Annotated in this window: 17 protein-coding genes and 4 riboswitches; of the genes, 7 read left to right on the top strand and 10 right to left on the bottom strand. The window is 47.1% G+C overall.

Annotation, left to right across the window (positions count from 1 at the left end):
- Nucleotides 1–120 precede the first annotated feature (120 nt).
- Complete coding sequence (locus Pmgp_RS02740) at nucleotides 121–699, top strand: carbohydrate-binding domain-containing protein (protein ID WP_243119702.1); 579 nt, start codon at nucleotides 121–123, stop codon at nucleotides 697–699.
- Between the two features lie 158 nt (nucleotides 700–857).
- Here Pmgp_RS02740 and Pmgp_RS19615 read toward each other — a convergent pair whose 3' ends face one another.
- The 4 genes from Pmgp_RS19615 to eno all read right to left on the bottom strand — a co-directional run bounded on the left by Pmgp_RS19615 (nucleotide 858) and on the right by eno (nucleotide 4,264).
- Complete coding sequence (locus Pmgp_RS19615; protein ID WP_192902747.1) at nucleotides 858–1,013, bottom strand: hypothetical protein; 156 nt, start codon at nucleotides 1,011–1,013, stop codon at nucleotides 858–860.
- Nucleotides 1,014–1,325: 312 nt separating this feature from the next.
- A riboswitch (Fluoride riboswitch) is annotated at nucleotides 1,326–1,385 on the bottom strand.
- A gap of 85 nt (nucleotides 1,386–1,470) precedes the next feature.
- On the bottom strand, nucleotides 1,471–2,424 hold the full coding sequence (locus Pmgp_RS02735) for an acyl-CoA dehydratase activase (protein WP_134212442.1): 954 nt from the start codon (nucleotides 2,422–2,424) through the stop codon (nucleotides 1,471–1,473).
- Between the two features lie 80 nt (nucleotides 2,425–2,504).
- Entirely contained in the window at nucleotides 2,505–2,975 is a 471-nt protein-coding gene (locus tag Pmgp_RS02730; protein WP_134212441.1) for an HAD family hydrolase, read from the bottom strand.
- Nucleotides 2,976–2,998: 23 nt separating this feature from the next.
- Entirely contained in the window at nucleotides 2,999–4,264 is a 1,266-nt protein-coding gene (gene eno / locus Pmgp_RS02725) for a phosphopyruvate hydratase (protein ID WP_134212440.1), read from the bottom strand.
- A gap of 55 nt (nucleotides 4,265–4,319) precedes the next feature.
- Nucleotides 4,320–4,384: riboswitch (Fluoride riboswitch) on the bottom strand.
- 177 nt (nucleotides 4,385–4,561) lie between these two features.
- On the opposite strand from eno, the gene Pmgp_RS02720 reads away from it, so the two are divergent.
- The gene (locus tag Pmgp_RS02720; RefSeq protein ID WP_134212439.1) at nucleotides 4,562–5,263 is read left to right on the top strand and encodes a phosphatase PAP2 family protein; all 702 of its coding nucleotides are present in this window, start codon (nucleotides 4,562–4,564) and stop codon (nucleotides 5,261–5,263) included.
- Nucleotides 5,264–5,359: 96 nt separating this feature from the next.
- On the opposite strand, the gene ilvD is transcribed toward Pmgp_RS02720, so the two are convergent.
- From ilvD to Pmgp_RS02705, 3 genes are all read right to left on the bottom strand, one after another.
- Nucleotides 5,360–7,051, bottom strand: a complete 1,692-nt coding sequence (gene ilvD / locus Pmgp_RS02715; RefSeq protein ID WP_134212438.1) for a dihydroxy-acid dehydratase — start codon at nucleotides 7,049–7,051, stop codon at nucleotides 5,360–5,362.
- A 69-nt stretch (nucleotides 7,052–7,120) separates the two neighbouring features.
- Nucleotides 7,121–7,180, bottom strand: a riboswitch (Fluoride riboswitch).
- 84 nt (nucleotides 7,181–7,264) lie between these two features.
- Nucleotides 7,265–8,761, bottom strand: coding sequence for a MutS-related protein (locus tag Pmgp_RS02710; protein ID WP_243119701.1), 1,497 nt, complete (start codon nucleotides 8,759–8,761; stop codon nucleotides 7,265–7,267).
- A gap of 11 nt (nucleotides 8,762–8,772) precedes the next feature.
- Complete coding sequence (locus Pmgp_RS02705) at nucleotides 8,773–10,308, bottom strand: MutS-related protein (protein WP_134212436.1); 1,536 nt, start codon at nucleotides 10,306–10,308, stop codon at nucleotides 8,773–8,775.
- Between the two features lie 139 nt (nucleotides 10,309–10,447).
- Nucleotides 10,448–10,520: riboswitch (Fluoride riboswitch) on the bottom strand.
- Nucleotides 10,521–10,633: 113 nt separating this feature from the next.
- Between Pmgp_RS02705 and Pmgp_RS02700 the strand changes: the two genes are divergently transcribed.
- Nucleotides 10,634–12,121, top strand: a complete 1,488-nt coding sequence (locus Pmgp_RS02700; RefSeq protein ID WP_427910007.1) for a cation-translocating P-type ATPase — start codon at nucleotides 10,634–10,636, stop codon at nucleotides 12,119–12,121.
- Here Pmgp_RS02700 and Pmgp_RS02695 read toward each other — a convergent pair.
- Nucleotides 12,105–13,049, bottom strand: a complete 945-nt coding sequence (locus Pmgp_RS02695; protein ID WP_134212434.1) for a helix-turn-helix transcriptional regulator — start codon at nucleotides 13,047–13,049, stop codon at nucleotides 12,105–12,107. The genes Pmgp_RS02700 and Pmgp_RS02695 overlap by 17 nt on opposite strands.
- An 84-nt stretch (nucleotides 13,050–13,133) precedes the next feature.
- Nucleotides 13,134–13,916 carry a sulfite exporter TauE/SafE family protein gene (locus Pmgp_RS02690; protein WP_134212433.1) on the bottom strand — a complete coding sequence of 261 codons (783 nt, stop codon included), beginning with the start codon at nucleotides 13,914–13,916 and terminating at the stop codon, nucleotides 13,134–13,136.
- A 326-nt stretch (nucleotides 13,917–14,242) separates the two neighbouring features.
- Between Pmgp_RS02690 and Pmgp_RS02685 the strand changes: the two genes are divergently transcribed.
- The 4 genes from Pmgp_RS02685 to Pmgp_RS02670 are packed head-to-tail and all read left to right on the top strand — an operon-like array spanning nucleotide 14,243 to nucleotide 17,382.
- Entirely contained in the window at nucleotides 14,243–14,548 is a 306-nt protein-coding gene (locus tag Pmgp_RS02685; RefSeq protein ID WP_134212553.1) for a Rossmann-like domain-containing protein, read from the top strand.
- Nucleotides 14,549–14,595: 47 nt separating this feature from the next.
- A complete protein-coding gene (gene modA, locus Pmgp_RS02680) occupies nucleotides 14,596–15,504 on the top strand; it encodes a molybdate ABC transporter substrate-binding protein (RefSeq protein ID WP_134212432.1) in 909 nt (302 codons plus the stop codon).
- Complete coding sequence (locus Pmgp_RS02675; RefSeq protein WP_205077925.1) at nucleotides 15,504–16,286, top strand: ABC transporter permease; 783 nt, start codon at nucleotides 15,504–15,506, stop codon at nucleotides 16,284–16,286. Before modA ends, Pmgp_RS02675 begins: the two co-directional genes overlap by 1 nt.
- The gene (locus Pmgp_RS02670) at nucleotides 16,273–17,382 is read left to right on the top strand and encodes an ABC transporter ATP-binding protein (protein ID WP_192902746.1); all 1,110 of its coding nucleotides are present in this window, start codon (nucleotides 16,273–16,275) and stop codon (nucleotides 17,380–17,382) included. The genes Pmgp_RS02675 and Pmgp_RS02670 overlap by 14 nt, the downstream gene beginning before the upstream one ends.
- A gap of 60 nt (nucleotides 17,383–17,442) precedes the next feature.
- Here the strand turns inward: Pmgp_RS02670 and Pmgp_RS02665 are convergent, their stop codons facing one another.
- Nucleotides 17,443–19,176 (bottom strand): dynamin family protein, encoded by a 1,734-nt coding sequence (locus Pmgp_RS02665; RefSeq protein ID WP_134212429.1) that lies wholly within the window; start codon nucleotides 19,174–19,176, stop codon nucleotides 17,443–17,445.
- Between the last annotated feature and the right edge of the window lie 135 nt (nucleotides 19,177–19,311).

The following is a 19,311-nucleotide window of genomic DNA, read 5'->3' as shown; positions in this document are numbered from 1 at the left end:
CTTATATTTTTTATATGTCTTATATTATCTTACAAATAATACACTGTCAACATTTACTTCTTTTGGCGACTCTCAGAGTAATTTCAGATTATATTCAGAATGGATTCAGCTGCGGGCTTTATGAAATTAGCTGCCCTGTTGACGGCAGCCCTGATAGCGATAAGCGGGTTGACCGGCTGCAGCTCAAGCAGCGGTACGGCAAGCACTGCCGTCGTCACCACCGCGGCGGCAGCAGAACTAGCCGCTATAGAAGTTCAATACAGCAGTGAGGACCTCGACAGCACCTGGGATTCCTCATCTGCCACTGCAGTCACCTTGCAGGGAAACTCCATTGCAACAGCCGGCGCCGGCGCTGCCGCTAAAGGCAGTATACTGACTATTTCGGACAGCGGCACCTATGTGCTGAGCGGCACCCTGGCTGACGGACAAATCGTGGTGGATGCCGGAAAAGATGATGTGGTGCGGCTGGTGCTGAACGGCGCCTCAATTAACTGCCCGGACGGCCCGGCCATTTACGCCAAACAGGCCCAAAAGACAATCGTGGTCCTGGCGCAGGGCTCCAGCAACACGGTGCGGGACGGCGCTGCCTACACTCTGGCCGGAGGGGAAGACGATCCGGACGCGGCCATCTTCAGCCAGGATGACCTGACTATCAACGGAGCGGGCAGCTTTGTAGGCCAACTAGCCATGCCAACTTAATTACATGCGATTGAATTTTGTTAAGTTAGCGATTTTCTGTTTTTGCTGGTAATCTGCAATCAAAAATCATTGTTGGTACATTTGAGAGGTAGAAGATGTGGTGAGCAAGGTCATTTTGAAATGCATTATTTAAGGTCAAAACTTTTTATGGGAAATACTCAAAATTCCTCTCCGACATAAAATCTCAAGCTTTTTAACCAGGCTAGCTGTTCTTCACCTTTAGGTTCTTGCTTAAAGCGGTAATCGGTTTTTCTAAAATATTCCTCTAAATCCCTGGCCATCTTTTCCAGCTGTTCAATGTGATTCCAGTTCATTTGTTTTCTTATTAATCACGAACTGATTGAGAGTACTTAATTTGTTGCCAAACTGGGATAATTCCCAACCATGTGTACGGCAAAGACCGTTTTGGGATATCGCGAACAATGTTTCGAGGCTGTTGTAATTCTCAATATTAAACCACTTCAGATACATTTTCTTGTTTTCATCAGCATAAACACAAGCGGGGCGTCGATTTTCATTCAGCAGTTTTTCTATAGAGCCGATATTAAAAAAAGAATTAGTAAAATCAGACACATTATTCACCTTGATTTACAGTTAGAATAACAACAAAAGCCCCTGCAGGTAAACTTCCTACAGGAGCCATTAGCCAGGTTTGGCGCGAGGCGAGCTCCATCGCCTTCATTTTTATTATCCATTTTAAGTTGAGGAGCTTGTAAAGTCAATAAACATATTATTGCTATCCGTTTTTGGTTGTCTTAGCATCTATATGATTTAAATTATATCCCACTTTGAACAGCGTGATCCCCAGCGGCCGATAATCTTCTCTTCTTCGTAAATCTCCACCACTTCGCATACATTGGAACAACCGTCACATTCAAAGCATCCGGTGTGATAAGAGAGACCGCTAATTTTAAATCCTTTAAAACGAGTACCGGCACGCCCCGCCATTTCCTCCCTGGCCAGCTGCGCAGCGCCGATTGCCCCCATGACGCCGGAATATTCAGGTATGTTAAGGCTCATACCGAGAGCCCTTTCAAATGAAGCTATAATACCCACGTTGGCGGCGACGCCCCCTTGGAAAACTATAGGGGGCAGTATCTCTTTGCCTTTTCCAACGTTGTTAAGATAATTACGCACCAAGGCATCACATAAACCTCTAATCAAATCGGGAATGCTGTGTCCCATTTGCTGCTTGTGGATCATGTCCGATTCAGCAAAAACTGTACAGCGCCCTGCTATTCGCACAGGTATTTTAGATTGCAGGGCCAGCTCGCCGAAATCATGGATCGGGATGTTTAGACGCGCCGCCTGCTGGTCGAGAAAAGAACCGGTGCCCGCGGCGCAAACAGTATTCATAGCGAAGTCAGTCACTATACCGTTTCTCAGGATGATGATCTTTGAGTCCTGACCACCAATTTCAAAAATTGTCTGGACACCGGGGACCAGCATGGTCGCCGCCACTGCGTGGGCTGTTATCTCATTTTTAATAACATCAGCGCCTATAATAACCCCTGCCAGGTGGCGGCCACTACCGGTTGTTCCGGCGCCTGCGATTTCCATGCCGGGCGGTATGGAGTCGGCTACTTTTCTAAGCCCCTCTTGGATTAATTCTATCGGCCTGCCCTTAGTCTGAAGGTAAAGGCCGGTAAGAACCTCGCCAGTTTCACTAAGAATAACAATTTTAGTTGTGAGAGAACCAATGTCAATTCCTAAATAAGCTTTCATTTTGAACCATTCTTTTTAGATAATGAATTAATTGGAAAATATCAAAGAGTTACAGAGGCTCTAGCCTTAATCCTTTAAGGCTATAACCTCAAGGTGGCAATAAGCCTTTTGGGATTCAAGAGCATGTCCAGGGCGGAGTTTATATCCCTGGCAATAACATCCGCTGTTTGCAGGGCTTTAACGGCTGCACCCTCCAGCCCCATGATCATTATGCCTAAAGCTGCGCGTGACAGCATTAAGGCGTCATTAGCGCCATTGCCTACCGCTATAACACTTTCTGTGCCCAGTGATTCGACATATTTTTCTTTTTCCGGCGCTCCTATCTCAGAGCTGAGTATACTAATGCAGCCATTTATACCCCGGCACGAGGTTTTACAGAGACCGAAAGTATCCGCCGTTAAAATATGCACCTCCAGTTTCTCCGCAAGCAAATTCAGCCTTTCTTTAACGCCGGGGATTAGGTATCCGTCGCAGGCCATTGTACCGTTAAAGTCCAGTACAATATGCTTTAGTTCCAGTGTCCTTTTTCCCGGAATAGTAACTGTCAGCATCCTGTCACCTCCAAAAAACCTCACTATTTATTATAGAGGCTTATCCCCGGAAAAACAGAGCCGCTCAAAGACTCTTCTATCCTCAACAGCTGGTTGTATTTTGCCACTCTTTCGGATCTGGAAAGCGAACCGGTTTTAATTTGTCCGGCGCTGGTTCCCACGGAAAAATCAGCTATGAAGGTGTCTTCGGTTTCACCTGACCTGTGGGAAATGACAGTAGAGTAGCCTGCTTTTCTGGCCATTGACATAGTTTGCAGGGTTTCGGTAATCGTGCCTATTTGATTGAGCTTTATTAAAATCGAGTTGGCTATTCCCAGTTGTATCCCTTTTCTGAAAATCTCCGGGTTAGTAACAAATATGTCGTCTCCGACCAGTTGAATTTTCCCGCCAAGCTTGCCGGTCAACTCTTTCCACCCGTCCCAGTCGTCCTCCGCCAGGCCATCTTCGATTGAAACGATTGGATACTTATCGACAAGCTTGGAATAATAGTCAACCATGTCACCGGAAGTTCTCTTGCTACCCTCGAAGTGGTACAGTCCGTCTTTAAAGAATTCACTGGCAGCCGGATCGAGGGCCAGGAAAACATCTTTGCCCGGAATATATCCCGCTTTCTCTATACCGTCGACAATGGTCTGCAGCGCCTCGTCACTTGAGTCCAGGTTAGGGGCGAAACCGCCTTCATCACCCACGGCTGTGTTTTTCCCCTTGCTTTTCAGGATGGCTTTCAGTGAGTGAAATACCTCCGCCCCCATCCGGTAGGACTCTTTAAAGCTGGGAGCTCCGGCCGGGACTATCAAAAATTCCTGTGTATCAATATTGTTGTCGGCATGTTTGCCCCCGTTAAGCACATTCATCATGGGTACAGGTATCTCATTTGCCGTTAGACCTCCAAGATAACGGTAGATGGGCACGCCCAGATATGCGGCGGCGGCCTTGGCGGCGGCGATTGAAACGCCAAGGATGGCGTTTGCCCCCAGCTTGCTTTTATCAGGGGTTCCGTCAAGGTTTATCAGCGTGCTGTCAATGGCATATTGGTCGGTGGCGCCCATCCCTACTATTTCCGGGGCAATCACAGTGTTCACATTGTCTACCGCCTGCAGGACTCCTTTACCCATAAACCGTGTTTTGTCCTGATCGCGAAGTTCCAGCGACTCTCTTGTCCCGGTGGAGGCGCCAGAGGGCACTGCCGCCCGGCCACTGGAACCGCCTTCGAGCGTGACATCTACCTCAATAGTGGGATTGCCTCGTGAATCTAAAATTTCCCTCGCATTTACGTCGGTGATTTTCATTTAGTCAACCTCCTTGAAAAATGTTTTGATTTTTAAAAAAAGATAGCCCCTACCGTTTAAGGTAGGAGCTATCAGCCGGATATGGCATTTTAATAAGCGAGCCCCATCGCTGTTCATTTTTGTTATTTTACATTACTCAAATTCCGGCAGTCAATAAAGCAAAAATTTTCATGGTTATATTTTAGCTTTTTATTAAATGAAATAGCTGAAGTCAACTTGCTTTTTTTATTTCTAAAGGTAGAATGATGTTTAACAAATAAAATCCGCATTATAACTTACCCATAAAGGAGCAACATCATGAAAATAACTTTACAGAGAAAGCAGTTAGCTGGTTGGCTACCTGAAATGTTGTTAGTACTTGCGCCGCTTTTTTTATTTGTAGTATTAGCGAAAGAGGTTGTCAAAAATAATTTCAGTTCCATTGACTGGTACTTACTGAGTTATTTTCACGGCCTCGCAAACCCTTCACTGGACAGAATAATGTTATTTTTTACTTCCCTCGGCTCAGTTAAATTCTATTTTTTAGCTTTTCCAGCCATCTTGTTAGTGCTGGTTTGGCGGCGGCGTTGGTGGGAACTGAAGGGATTTTCCCTTTCCTTTCTAGGTGCGGTGCTTTTAAATAACTTGTTAAAGATCAGCTTTCACCGCATCCGCCCTAACCTTTATCTTATTAAAGAATCGGGATATAGCTTTCCAAGCGGCCACGCGATGGTTACCTTGGCTTTTTACGGGATGCTTCTGTTTTTTGCTTTCCAACACATCCCGTCCCGGAAGTGGCGGAGCCTAATGGCGATATTGGCTGTATTCGTAATTCTGACCATTGGCGTAAGCCGAGTCTACCTGGGAGTGCATTACCCCAGTGACGTTCTTGGCTCATACCTGGCCGGTTTTAGCTGGTTGGTTGTTTCCATTATAGCTATCAAACGGTTGCACTGTAAGCGTGTGTTTCTTGGTAAAATAGAAAAATTGCCTCCGGAACATTGGTTTACGGGAACCTGATCTTTGATGTTAGTTTTTTCGTGGGATTGAGCCATTCATTTTTAAATGGCTCAATCCCTGCTTAAACTGGCGGATTAGTTTTGAGGACAAGCCATTTTAACCACGAGTTCTGAGAACAGCCCCGGTGCTGGCTGAAGTAACCTGCGCCGCATAGCGGGCCAGATAGCTTTTGCCTGTTACTTTTGGCGCGGGCGGTTGCCAGTTTTTCCGCCGGTCGGCTAATTCTTTTCTAGTTATCTTTACATTTATAGTACGTTTCGGAATGTTTATTTCAATCAAGTCGCCTTCCTGGACTAAAGCTATGGGGCCGCCTTCCGACGCCTCCGGTGAAATGTGGCCTATGCTGGCCCCGCGAGTACCACCGGAAAAACGTCCGTCCGTGAGCAGCGCCACATCCTTGTCGAGTCCCATCCCGGTTATTGCGGATGTGGGACTGAGCATTTCGCGCATGCCCGGGCCTCCCTTTGGTCCTTCATAGCGGATTACCACTACGTCACCTTTATTGATACGACCGCCCATAATAGCGTCAAAAGCTTCTTCTTCACTATCGAAGACTCTGGCCGGACCGGTGTGTTTGAGCATTTCCTTGGCCACGGCGGATTGTTTCACCACCGCGCCATCGGGTGCCAGGTTGCCTCTCAAAATGGCGATGCCGCCCTGTTTGGTATAGGGATCGCTGATGGGGCGGATTACTTCCACGTTTCTAACCTCTGCTTTGCTGATGTTCTCACCAAGTGTTTTTCCTGTCACCGTTTTCTCTTCCAGATGCAGCAGGCCCTGCCCGCCCAGTTGCTTTAAGACGGCAGAAATCCCGCCCGCCACATATAAATCGAACAGACGGTGTATCCCTCCGGGGCTCAATTTACAGATATTGGGCACACGTGCGCTTATTTTATCAAAATCTTCAAGCTTGAGCGGCACTCCAGCCTCGTCGGCAATTGCCAGAAGGTGCAGGACTGTGTTGCTGGAGCCTCCGATAGCCATGTCCAATGCTATTGCGTTATGAAACGCGTTCAGTGTCATGATGTCCCTCGGTCGGATGTTTTCCTTGACCAACTGCATGACCTGCCGGCCTGCAATCTTGGCCAGCGCTTTACGCTGCCCGTATGGCGCCGGAATGGTGCCGTTACCAGGCAGGCCTATACCGAGCGCCTCTGCCAGGCAGTTCATGGAATTCGCGGTAAAAAGACCTGCGCAGCTGCCACAGGTAGGGCAGGCGCTCAATTCCATTTCTTCCAACTCCTGTCCGCTGATTGAACCTGCAGCATAAGCTCCAACAGCTTCGAAGAGAGGTCTTACAAGGTCCGCTTTCTGGCCAGCGTAACTTCCGGTGAGCATAGGGCCGCCGCTGACGTAAACCGATGGTATGTTCAACCTTAACGCCGCCATTAACATGCCCGGCACGATCTTGTCACAGTCCGCTATAAGAACGAGACCGTCAAACTTGTGAGCCATGACCATAGTTTCTATTGAATCTGCAATCAGTTCCCGGCTGGCCAGGGGATACTTCATGCCATTGTGGTTCATGGCGATACCATCGCAGATGCCGATGACCGGAAATTCAATTGGTGTGCCTCCGGCTGCCGAGACCCCCAGCTTTGCCGCCTGGGCTAAATCCCTCAGGTGGATATGTCCCGGTATTATTTCGTTAAACGCATTGACAATGCCGATAAGGGGCTTTTGTAGATCTTCCTTTGTATAGCCCATAGCATAGAAGAGAGATCTGTGCGGCGCTCGGGCTACACCCTGGGTCACCTGTTCACTTGGCAGTACCGAATTTCCTTTCATTTAAAAAACCTCCTTGTTAGAACTTTTATAAGAAAAACCCGTTTAAAAAATAAAAAGCTCCCGCAGATCATCTCTACAGGAGCCATTAGCCATTTTTGGCGCAAGGCGAGCTCCATCACCTTCAGTTTTAATATCATTATTTTATGTGGGTGGCCTTTTAAAGTCAACAATTAACTTAATATATCTTCTCTTTTACTTGCAATACGAACTAATTTAACTGCCCGTACCGAATATCCCATTATACAAATCTTCTCCAAAGCTGGTTTGTAATGGTTCGCCATCGACTAATTTAAAAGTCCTTCTTCCGTCGTTTTGTCTTTCAGCCCGCAGAAATAAGGTGTTCTTCAACTTTTTATCATAAAACCCATGTGCAAATTCATAAAGATGCGTAACAAAGAACACCTTGACGCGTCTTTCTAATAATGCGCTAATTATTTGCCGCGCAATCTCCGAGCCTTCCCTTTCGTTTGTCGCGGCAAATGATTCATTAAATAGCAACATCGAATTGGGTGTAATTTTATCTACAATATCGCTCATTCTGCCGAGTTCCTCATCAAGTTTACCGCTGTTCATGGTTGTGTCTTCTTCCCGTTTGTAGTGCGTGAAGAGGTTCTGACAGATGTTGGATGAGAAAGATTCGGCCGGCACAAACATACCGCACTGCATCATCAATTGAGCTAAGCCTATGCTGCGCAAAAAAGTGGATTTGCCGCCCTGGTTGGCGCCCGTAATCATCACGAGGTCTTTACCATCGGCATTCACATCGTTGCCGACAATTTTTTGCTCTAAACTTAAAGCGAGACAGACATCATATAGCCCCTTAAAAGAATGTCTGCGTTCGCCGGCGTCCACGGGCAGGGGGAAGGATACCGGCTCCCCTATTTGGGCAAGCCGCTCATATAAATTCAAACAGCCAACATAAAAAGCCAATTCAGTCCTCAACATATTAAAAAAACTGAGAATATGGTCGGCGGACTGGGAGAGAGCATTAGCCACCAGGTTAATCCCCTTGTCCTTCAACTCCGATAGCGCCCTGGCGCCACTCTCGTCGCGCTCACTGATAAAAATGGTGAAAACGGGCTGTTTTTTGGCAAAGATCCGCTGCACCCAACTCTCCTTTTTATCTTGTGTTTTACCTTGTGGTTTGCGAAGTATATAATTGGAACCTTTATTTCCTTCCCCCAATTCAGCGCTGATCAAAACTCCGTTACGGAATTTCAATTCTTCTAAATGGTTTTGGACACAGGCAAAGTATTCATCACCAAGTTCTTTCTTGAGCATCGTGAAAAACAATCTAAAACCCTCTGATGCGAATTTGTCAGCATGCGCATCAGCGATAATCCTTAGTTTTTTGAGTATGTCCACGAAGATCTGCAACACATCAATTGAGCTATGCAGTATTGAGGAGGGATATCTGTTGAAAAAGCCAAAATAAGTTTTTTTCTTTCTTTCAATTGATTCTATCGTAATATCATAGATATCCCTGATAATGGAAGGGTTATTTAGACAATCTTTCAGAATGTTTTGACGGTATAATATCGTGTCCAGATTATTTAAGCCTGACAAAACGGCTTTCTTTGCCACTTCAAATAAAAAATCATCACCCAGCGCCATACTTTTGAACAGCGTGCTTAATTCCAGATCCTGTGTCAGCGCTTGTCTATTAGATGGTAATTCCCCTTTAAGGTCGAAATCACGGTCTTTATACATAAGATGAGCCTTCATGAATTTATGCGCTCCTTTATGCAGTCGTATGTAAGCCGGTGCTTTTCGGCTATGGTTATCGCGTACAAAAGTCCGTCAGCAGGCCCTCTCAAAATTTTGTATGTTCGCAATGCCGGATTTTCAGGTACTACCGAGCTGACCAGGCTTACGGTTTTCCCGCTTAAAGAAGCTAATTCACCTATGAACGTTACGCAAACGCACAGTAAATCCAATTGTATTATTTTTTCCATTACCTTTTTGCTTAAAAAAACCGCGTCTTTTAATGTAGTGGAAGTGAAAATTTCATTCATGATGATGATACTGTTCGTAGTTGCCTGGTTGAGGATTTCGTATATTCTGACCAGGTCATCCTGCAGTTTGCCGCGTAGATTTTTGATATTTTCCTCCTTTTCAAAGTGTGTAAAGAGCTTGTCATACAGAAAAAGCCTCGCTTCCCGGCCAGGAACGGGACAGCCTATGCCGGCCAGGTAGTGCAACTGCCCGAAAGTGCGGGCGAAGGTTGTTTTGCCGCCCTGGTTCGGACCGGATACTACAAATACGCGCTCCTTGTCTTTAAGGTAAAAATCATTGCACACAACAGGCAAGTTCTCTTTAATCAGTTTTTTGGCCAGGGCTAAATCAAACCCTTCACAGTTATAAACTTCCTTGCATTTATCTGATATCTGCGGATAACAAAATTTCAATCCCGCTTGCTTGAGTACTCCTATATACTCCAAATAGACGAGATAAAATTGTATTTCCCGGTCAAAAACTCCTATGGTTTCATCCAGATAATTAACGCATTTCTCACAGTAGTCATCAAGGTTCTTGAATATTTCAGGATACAATTGAGCTACCATAGACAGAACTTCCGCCTCAACATGGTTCATGTCCGGATAGTTGGAAAACTTAACCCTATAATCTCTCGCCGCTCCCTGTTTGAACTTCTCGAATGTTTCCTCCACATCGGCGCTGTAGTCAATCTCAGATTCATACTTGCGGACTTTTATGCTGTTGTCCTTAATAAGCAGGCAGTATTTTATGCCGGACAAATCTGCTTTAAGCTTTTTTGTTTCCGCCAGCAGCAATGTAAAACCTCCGGATTTAACGTAGTTTGATATGTATTCGCGGAAGGCCAGAAAACCGGATGATTTTAAATCCACAAGGGTTAGATCGATAACCAAACCATTAACGGCCTCGCAATATGTTTCAACCGCGTCCAAAAACCATCTTTTCTTTTGGTATTTATAGTGGAGCTTGTCTGCTTGGGCAAGATGTCCGCGCATTGCGCGCATTCTTTGCGCAAATGATTTTATATGCTCAAACAGTATTTTATTTTCCAGATCCCGCATTACTTCATGCCGATAATAGATCGCGTCGCTGTCATTCAAAGAAGTATAAAAGAAAGGTTTAAGATTATACTCCTGCCAGCCGGCAGTAATGGCGTCCACAATCTGATCAAGGTTTAAGTCAATAAAAAACTCTGGTGCTTCAAGAGTTTCATTTTTTATACAGTCTTCAGTTCTTTTAAATAATATACTGCGGAAGGTCATGGAAAACACCTCCTGGGCTATAACGGTGACGCATAACAGCATTTGCCTTCGAATATTAGTGCTAACTAAGACAAGACTCAAAATATGAAAAATCCCCCTTGGAACCTGCGCCAATAAAAAAGCTGATAGTCTCTACGTTTGTTTCGTAGAAGCCATCAGCCGTTAACAGCGTTTCGGATCTTTCCAAAGGGGGCTTCATCCCGTTTTTAATGTAACACTTTTTTATGCTGCCTGCAAGAATAAAGTTACTCATCTTACGTGCGCCACAGTAGGGATTGTTGCACTAAAAGCCTGGTTTAAAGCATTTTTTGAGCCCATACAGAACTTGCGCCTGCTGCAAACTGTCAACCTGGGTATCGAGGAGTCGGCGCTCACCGGGGAAGCGACGCCGGTAGGAAAGCAGGAACAGGCTCTTAAAACAGAAATTCTCTCCCTGGGGGATACCAGAAACATGGCTTATCTGGGCACAGCAGTCACCAGGGGGCGCGGACGCGGTATAGTGGTACATACGGGGATGGCTACCGAGATGGGCCAGATTTGCGGTATGATCCAGGAAGCCGGGCAGGAGGAGACGCCTCTCCAGCGGCGCTTAGCCCAGTTGGGTAAGTGGTTGGTGGCTTTTTGCCTTTTTATCTGCGCTGCAGTTGTGTTTATGGGAATAATCAGAGGTGAAGAAGTTTACCAGATGTTTATGGCCGGAATCAGCCTTGCGGTGGCGGCGATACCTGAAGGCCTGCCGGCCATTGTGACAGTATCGTTAGCTATTGGAGTGCAGCGGATGATCCGGCGGCATGCCATTATTCGTAAACTTCCGGCGGTTAAAACACTTGGCTGCGCCACAGTGATCTGTTCAGACAAAACCGGGACCCTGACCCAGAATGAAATGACCGTGCGGAAGATTGTTCTGGCTGGATCTGCCCTTGACGTTACAGGAGAAGGTTACAACCCCAAAGGTGAGTTTGCCGGCCCAGCGGACAGGCATGGCAATCATTTCACATTATTTATGAAAGCGGCCGCATTTTGCAACAACGCCGTTCTGGAGCGAAGTAAAGTTAGTGTCAAGGGGCTTTTTAGAGGCATGGTCCGCAGTCGCTCATCCAGAGAATGGTCAGTCATGGGAGATCCCACAGAAGGGGCAATTTTGGTTATGGCCGCAAAAGCCGGGGTTTGGCGGGAACAACTGGAGGTAAAAGAGCCCAGGATAGCCGAACTACCCTTTGATTCCGACCGCAAACGCATGACAGTGATATGCCGGCAGTCTTCGGGAGCCTTAACAGCTTATGTGAAAGGAGCGCCGGATGTTGTCCTGGACCTGTGTACTCATATATACAAGGGAGAATTGGCGGTACCCCTGTCGGACAGGGACAGGGAAGCAATACTGGCCCAGAACTCCTCTCTTGCCGGAGAGGCGCTCAGGGTGCTGGCTTTTGCCTGCCGGGAGCTGCCTGCCGCAAGCGATAATTTTACGGAAGAGTCTGTTGAACGGGGGCTGGTTTTTCTTGGTTTAGCCGGCATGATCGATCCTCCCAGGCTTTCAGCGTTAGGAGCGGTGCGAACCTGCCGCAGGGCGGGAATAAAAGTAGTGATGATAACCGGTGACCACCAGCTTACCGCCTGTGCCGTAGCAAAAGAACTAGGGATATTATCAGCCGGTTTTCCATGCCGTTGCTTTAAACGGGCTGCAATGGGCTTTAATCCTCGTTGTTTCCTCAGCCCTAACAGTCATGGGTATCCTGTTCCATCATTTATCTGGCGGGGTAAGGAAAAAAGTTTTGCATCTGAAAGTGTGACAAAAACTAAACTTCTGCGATAAGCTCACCCATTTTGCTGATATCATAACCACTCATGCCTGATACTTCGTCCCGGAATTCAGGAGATCTTAAGGTGTGAAGCAACGCCTGAAAATGAGGTTTGTCCAGGTCACGGCGGAGAAATACCAAATCATAGCGTTCTTTCTGCAAGGGGACAAAATCCAGGTTGGATACCTGCATGGCCGCCTTTTCCACCCCCAGGCCCACATCGGCCTCGCCCCTGGCCACACAGCTGGCGACAGCCAGGTGGCTCATTTCCTCATGTTCGTAGCCAGCGATTAGACAGGGATCCATATCTACCTGCCGGAGTTTTTCATCCAGCAGCACGCGCGCGCCGGAACCCCGTTCCCGGTTTACAAACCGAATGTCAGGCCGGATTAAATCAGGCCAGTCGTAGATAAATTTGGGATTGCCCGGCGCTACGTAAAACCCTTCCATGCGGTACACCAGGTTGATGATGACCGCCCGCTGTCCCGGCAACAGGCGGCGCACATAGGGGACATTGTATTCGTCGTTGTCCCCGTCCCAAAGGTGAGTTGTGACCACGTTGGCGCTACCCCTGTATAACGCCGTGAGACCGTCTACACTGCCGGCATAATACCGTAGAAAACGGACGTACGGCATTTGTTTTTCCAGGTGACGGGTCAGGATATCCAGGACAACGTCCTGGCCGCAGATGATGAGTCCTTCTTGATTGCTGAACAGAGGCCTCTCCACCATCTCAGCCGAAGGCAGCCGCGGCGCAGCTGGCGCCGCCGTTTTAGTCTTATTTTTATAATGTTCAAGATCGGCAGCCTCGATCCGCATTTTACGCTCACCTACGCGGTAGGCGACAAGGTCGCCTCGCTTAATCAGTTCATAGACTGTAAAGCGGGAGATTCTAAGGATTTTAGCAACTTCCTCCGGTGTATAGGATATATTGTCGGGCATAAAGCGTTCACCTCAATTAAGTATGGTAACTGGCTAAAGCATATCTCACACAGTTAGTTTCCGCAATACTTTGTTTAAATTGGTTTATTTGCTGTAAAACAGTTTGACCGCCGATGTGAGTAAAATAAATCCCAGGAAGGTCTTTACAACTTCGCCCGATATGCCCCGTAAGAGGTGGCTGCCGGCAAAGGAACCCACAATCGAGCCCGCCGCCATGACGGCGATGAATTTGGCTTCCTGCCGCACCACTTTAAATGGTTCATGAGTCTTATACCTGGTGAGGCCAATGATAATAGTTGGGATACTGATAGCCAGACTTAAGCTTCCGGCTAATTTTATATCAACGGCAAATAGAAACAACAGCGTGGGGATGATTAATTCCCCGCCGGCCACACCCAGCATGCTGCTAAACATGCCGATGACCACACCGGCTAAAGCGCCCAGGATGGCACGCGTTAAGGGGTGCAAGGAAAATGATGTGATGTTGTCAAACAGGACCCCGTGAAATACCAGCATCAAGCCCAGGGAAACCAAAAAAACCATGACCAGACGGTTCAGGCTTTTTTCGTTTAAGCGGGTGGCAAAGTGCACGCCCGCATATGAACCGAGCAACGAACCGGCCAATAAATTGAGAATGACCGGTGTTTGTCCCCAAACCTGACTGTAAGGAACGATGGATGAACGAAACAAAAAGGAAAAACAGACCGTGACCAGGCTGACGACCAGATTGATCATGATCGCATGGATGGTTTTGAACTTAAACACACCGACCAGCACGGGCAGGCGGAATTCTGCCCCCCCCAACCCTATAAGCCCTCCTAAGACGCCAATAAGAGCGCCGATTGAAAATGATGACAATAAACGCAAAAGCCTCTTCCCCTCTCTACCGACATCCTGCGGGTTCAATCAGTTAACAGCCGGATAAAAATTTGTCGTAATTACTATTATATTATACTTGCTTATCATTATAACCCAATTTATAATGATAGTAAATATTGATAAGTTGTGTTAAGTTGAGTTAAGTTGATTTCCAAGGGGAGCTTTAATAAGTGAATTGGGATATTCTTGATCCAATATGATATTTATTTAGTTAGTTATAGACTGGTTTGACAGGAGGAGATAGCGTTTTTTTGAAAATACTCAACTGCCTGACGGGCGCATAACTCCGGTCCTTCATTACGGCAGTGAACACTATGATCCACCTTGCCCGTATAGCTGGCGCCTTCTCCTCTTTAATTGTTCTTGACCTGGATCCGGCCAATATAGGCCAGACTAAAAACGGGGTCCTGATCAGGGACGGCGCCGTCGACCTGGACAAGTATATCGAGACGAGTGATGTTATCTTCGCCACCGGCAGCACCATTTGCAACGCTACAATAGACACCTTGTACAACGCCCCCATACCGCTTGTCCTGTTCGGCACGACCGGCGCCGGCGCTGCCGCGTTGCTGGGAATAAACCGGTTCTGTCCTGAAGCAAGCTGCGGTAGGTGTGATTAATTTAAAATGTTAGCAAGGTTTATTATGTAGAAAAGGAGAATAGTAACATGAAAAAACTAAATTCCCGGCGGCTGACAGCCATAGTTTTGCTTTTTTTCACGGCAGCTCTCCTAGTGAGCGGCTGCTCCGGCGGCAAACAAGCATCCAATGAAACACCCGGCAACGCGCCACCTGCCGAAAAACATCTAATGATCTATGCCGGCGCGGCGAGCCAACCTCCGCTGGAACTGGCGGCCAAAGCTTTTGAGCAAAAAACCGGCGTGAAAGTCGATATGGTATTCGGCGGCTCAGGCTATGTGCTGACGCAAATGAAACTGGGCAAAAAAGGCGATTTGTATTTCCCCGGTTCTTCTGACTTTATGGAGACAGCTAAAAAGGATGGCGTCGTGTACCCGGAAACCGAACAAAAAATTGTTTACCTTGTTAATTCCATCAATGTACAGAAAGGAAATCCTAAAAACATTAAATCGCTGAAAGACTTGACCCAGCCGGGCATTAAAGTGGCCATCGCCAATCCCGAAGGTGTGTGTGTGGGACTGTACGCCGTGGAGATTATTGAAAATGCCTTTACGCCTGAAGAGAAGCAAGCCTTTCGGAATAATATAGTTAATTATACCGAAAGCTGTGAAAAAACAGCTACCGCCATATCATTAAAGACTGTGGACGCGGTTATCGGGTGGAGCGTATTCCAGTATTGGGACCCGGAGAAAATTGAAACCGTAAAGCTGAAACCGTCTGAGATTATCCGTATCGGCTACATTCCGATCGCCGTATCTAAATTTACTGAAAACCGGGAACTGGCCCAGCAGTTTATTGATTTCCTGCAGTCGGAAGACGGCAAGACTGCCTTTAAGAAATACCAATACTTTATGGAGCCCGCCGAAGCGGTTGACTACATTGGTGAAGACAGGCCGGTCGGTGGAGAATACACCCTGCCTAAAGAGTGGTTAAAGTAGTGAAACTAAAACAATTTTGCCTGGCAGCAGCTTTCACTACCTTTCTCATGTATTTTTTATTAATGGCGTCACTGGCATATTTCTTTTCCGGGGAGCGTTTCTGGGAAGTGCTGTTATCGGAACGGATGCTGTTCTCGATCCGGTTAAGTATAATGGCTGCGACAATAGCCATGGGACTGGCCATGCTGTTGGCCGTGCCGACGGCTTACGCCCTTTCGCGCTACGATTTTTTCGGCAAAACTTTGCTTGACACCTTGCTGGAATTGCCGATGATTGTTTCACCTGCAGCCATTGGCGCCATGCTGCTGATATTTTTCAACACTCCCCTGGGGGAGTGGATACAAACTAACTTCCAACAATTTGTGTTTACCGTCTATGGCATCGTGCTGGCCCAGTTTGTAACCGTAGCCGGTGTGGCAGCGCGCCTGGTCAAATCCGCTTTGGATGAAATACCGCCACGTTACGAGGCAGTAGCCAGGACGCTGGGCGCCTCGACTTTTGCAGCTTTTCGTACTACAACGCTGCCGCTTTGCCGCCGCGGCATTTTCGCCGCTGCCATCCTTACCTGGGCGAAAGCAATCGGAGAATTCGGCGCTACTATAACAATTGCCGGCACAATGGCCATGCGCACGGAAACCATGCCGGTCGCCATCTATATGCGGCTGGCCATATCGGATATCAAAGGCGCTGTTGTTTGCATCGGCATATTGCTCTTTATCGGGATCAGCGTATTGTATGCGGCCAGGCTCATTGCAAAGAGGGGAATTTATGCTGGAAATTAAGGGGTTGTGTCTAAAAGCCGGTAGCTTTCAAGTCAATCAGATAAGTTTTTCTGTACCGACGGGGAGTTGCCACGCCCTGGTGGGGGCGACCGGAAGCGGGAAGACCCTTGTCTTGGAGACAGTTGCCGGACTGCGCAAAGCTCAAGCCGGCAGCATTAACTGGCTTAACCGGGACATTACCGTACTGCCGCCGGAACAAAGGGAACTGGCCTATGTGCCTCAGGACCTGGCCCTCTTTCCCCATATGAATGTACGGGAGAATATTGAGTATGGACTGAGGATGCGGAAACACCATGCGCCGGATAAGCGCAGCGATGTGGAAAAACTAACTCACTATTTGGGAATTGGGCACCTTTTAGACCGTTCCATTCAGAATTTAAGCGGCGGTGAGCGCCAGCGCACCGCTTTAGCCAGGGCGCTGGTTCCAGGTAATAAACTGCTGTTGTTGGATGAACCGTTTTCAGCGCTGCACGAGGCCATGCGCAAAGAACTGTGGTTATTGCTGAAAACATTACAGCAGCAGTACGGTATAACTATTCTCATTGTAACCCACGATATGGAGGAGGCTTTCTTACTTGCTGATTCGGTCACTTTTATTGCCCGTGGCGTAGTGGTCCAATCCAGCGAAAAACAGCAAGTATATAGCTGTCCGGCCAACGTGGAAACAGCCAAATTTTTTGGTGTGCAAAACTTGTTTCCCGCAGAAGTAGTTGCTCATAAGAGTGATAGTTTGGCACTGTTTTGTCCCGGCCTGGGTATAGTTCTGCAGGCCAACAACAGCGATTGGACGCGGCTCCTCCCAAAAACCTCTGTTACCGTCGGGATACGGGCTGAAAACATTATCGTTGAGACAGATGTAACTATGGATAACGCTAGGGAGCTGCCCGCTCTCAATCAAGCTGCTTGTACGGTAAAGCAGCTATACCAGAAAAGGAAAGGTTTGATTTTGTTACTTCAACCAGACAACGGGGATGGCAAATGTCTTTTGGAAGCTGAAATTGCAACCGACAGCTTAGGACAGGTGTCCGAACTTTCCGTCGGCCAAAAGGTAGTAATATCACTGCCGGCGGAACAATTTCTTTTGTTTGCCGAGTAAAATTTAAAACGCGATTACTGAGGAGACCAACCTTTAAACCTCCATCAACCGCGTAAAATATTACAGGGAAGCAATGAACTGCTTTAAGGTTTCCTTCATTTGAAGCAGTTCATTATATTCTTTTTGCCACTTTACTTCCTTATCAACGCGCTCCTCCTCGTTCATGCTTGCCTCATTTAAGGCTTTCTGCAAAGCAGAGCGCAGGCCCTGGGATACTGCGTCGGCCCGTAACCTGATTTCGCCGGCCAGATCCCGCGCACCTTCCTTTAAGCTGTCCACCAGATCAGAGCGCAACCGGCCGCAGTTCCGGTCAAAAAGCTCAATTAGTTTACCTTTGGCGTTCTTGAAGAGTTGGGCGCCGATCAGCGCTTTGGGAAGCAGGCCGAAAGTTGTCAGCGTTTCCAGGGAGGGTATGAATGACGGGTGCTCAGCAAAGTGGAAAGAGAATTTTTTTGCTCCCAGGATGTATTCTTTGGATGCTGATTTTTCAAGAGGAATTTCAAAAATCTCGGCGGAAACGGAAAGCATCCTGTCCACGATTTCTTCAATGCGGTTAAGGAATCTGTAAGCGACGGTTTTAAACTCTTCCCGTACCTTTGTGCTCTGTTCAATGCGCTTTTCATCTAAAACCATTTCAATCAGGTCCTTGATAAAGCCGTTATAGGCAGAGTTTAGCTCTTTTGCGGACTTTCCAGGCGATTCTTTTTTGTAAAAATCCTCTAACCAGCCTAGTATTTCACATGTTTTAGCCTGCCGGAATTCATTGAGATCTTCCCCTGTCATATCACTTATACGGTCTACCTCGCGGTAAAGGAGATAGATCGAATCTTCCCGTTCACGCTCCAGCTTATCCAGCTCGGCAGTTAAAAGAACAATTTTCTCATCCAAATCCCGGAACGAGCTTTCCATAGCCTTTCGCCATAGCAGGAGTTCCATTTCCAGTTCGTTAATTGCCCGTAGTGCTCTGGCGGCGGCGGCCTCCAGGATCAGGCGGCCCTTTTCGTTCCGGATAAAGCTTCCCAATACTTCTTCCAATTTTTTTATCCCGCTGGTGTCCGCCATAATGGACTCACCCTTGCCGGTTCTGGCAAGCAGAGCCTGCCGCGCCGATAAGGGGATCATGTTATATGCGCCATCACCAAGTTCTTCTCGTAAGGTTTTTCTAGTATATTCCAGGGCTTCGTTAACATCTTCCGCCGTAGCGATATCGATTTTATTTAAAACAAAAAATAGTTTGTTTGTATATTGTAAAATGTCCTTCAAATAGTCTATTTCGTTTTTGCCCAGCGGGGCATCGATGGAGATCATAAAGATAGCGGCGTCGCAATAAGGAAGGTAGGCATAGGCGGCGTTGGTGTTGTGCTGGTAAACTGACCCGACGCCGGGAGTGTCAACCAGTATGACGCCTTGTTTCAACAATTCCGAGGGGTAGCTGATCAAAACCTCCCTAATCCTTTTTACATTTTTGGGATTTTCCCTTTCAGTAACGTAACCTCCAATTTCATAGATTGGGATTTCTTTTCTCGTTCCGTCCAGAGTAATTACATTCACTTTTAGCTGTCTTCCATATTGAATTATAGTCGGAATAGCGGTCAAGGGCACAATAGCGGTGGGCAGTAATTGGCCCCTCAAGAGGGCATTTATAAGAGTCGATTTGCCACGTTTGAATTCACCAAGTATAACTAAAGTAAAATCTTCCTGCGCCAGTCTCGCTTTGCTTTCTTTTAAAAGTGAAGCCGCCGGGCTATTTCCTTTTTCCCAGGCCAGGTCGGCGACTTCGTCCAATATCTTCATGATAGAGTTAGCGTGAAAACAATTCAATTACACAACTGAAGGAGTAAGCCTAAAAAAGGACATACTTATCCCTTGGTTTAAAAAATTGATTTTTTAAGCAGATTGTAATGATATTGCTAAAATGTCCGAGGCTTG

Source organism: Pelotomaculum propionicicum (assembly GCF_004369225.1).
GTDB classification, from domain to species: Bacteria; Bacillota; Desulfotomaculia; order Desulfotomaculales; family Pelotomaculaceae; genus Pelotomaculum_B; species Pelotomaculum_B propionicicum.
Note: the sequence above shows the minus strand (reverse complement) of the source record. Positions and strands in the feature narration are given on the sequence as shown.